Raw genomic sequence first — 309 nt, 5'->3', positions numbered from 1 at the left:
CTGGGCCAGAAAGCCCGCCGCGACAAAGCCCTGGTGGACCGAGTCAGCGCCACCATCATTCTGCAATCTTGTCTCGACTCCCGTCCGTTATGATTTACCCCATCGTGGCCTACGGTGACTCGGTGCTGAAAGCCCGCGCCAAGGACATCCCGGCCGATTTCCCGGCCGATGAGCTGCAAAAGCTCATCGCCGACATGTACGAAACCCTGTACTACGCCAACGGCGTGGGCCTGGCCGCTCCCCAAATCGGTAAGAGCGTCCGCCTGTTCGTTATCGACTCGGCCCCGATGGTGGACGACGATGAGGATG

At 61.2% G+C, this 309-nt stretch carries 1 protein-coding gene; it reads left to right on the top strand.

Going from position 1 to position 309, the window contains the following annotated elements; all coding sequences use genetic code 11:
- Window positions 1-89: 89 nt before the first annotated feature.
- Window positions 90-309: peptide deformylase (locus EJV47_RS27765; RefSeq protein ID WP_207896022.1), on the top strand; the 220-nt coding region annotated here is incomplete at its 3' end.

Origin of the sequence: Hymenobacter gummosus (genome assembly GCF_003970915.1) — a bacterium.
GTDB lineage: Bacteria > Bacteroidota > Bacteroidia > Cytophagales > Hymenobacteraceae > Solirubrum > Solirubrum gummosum.
The sequence above is the reverse complement of the archived record's forward strand: the minus strand, read 5'-3'. Positions and strand labels throughout refer to the sequence as shown.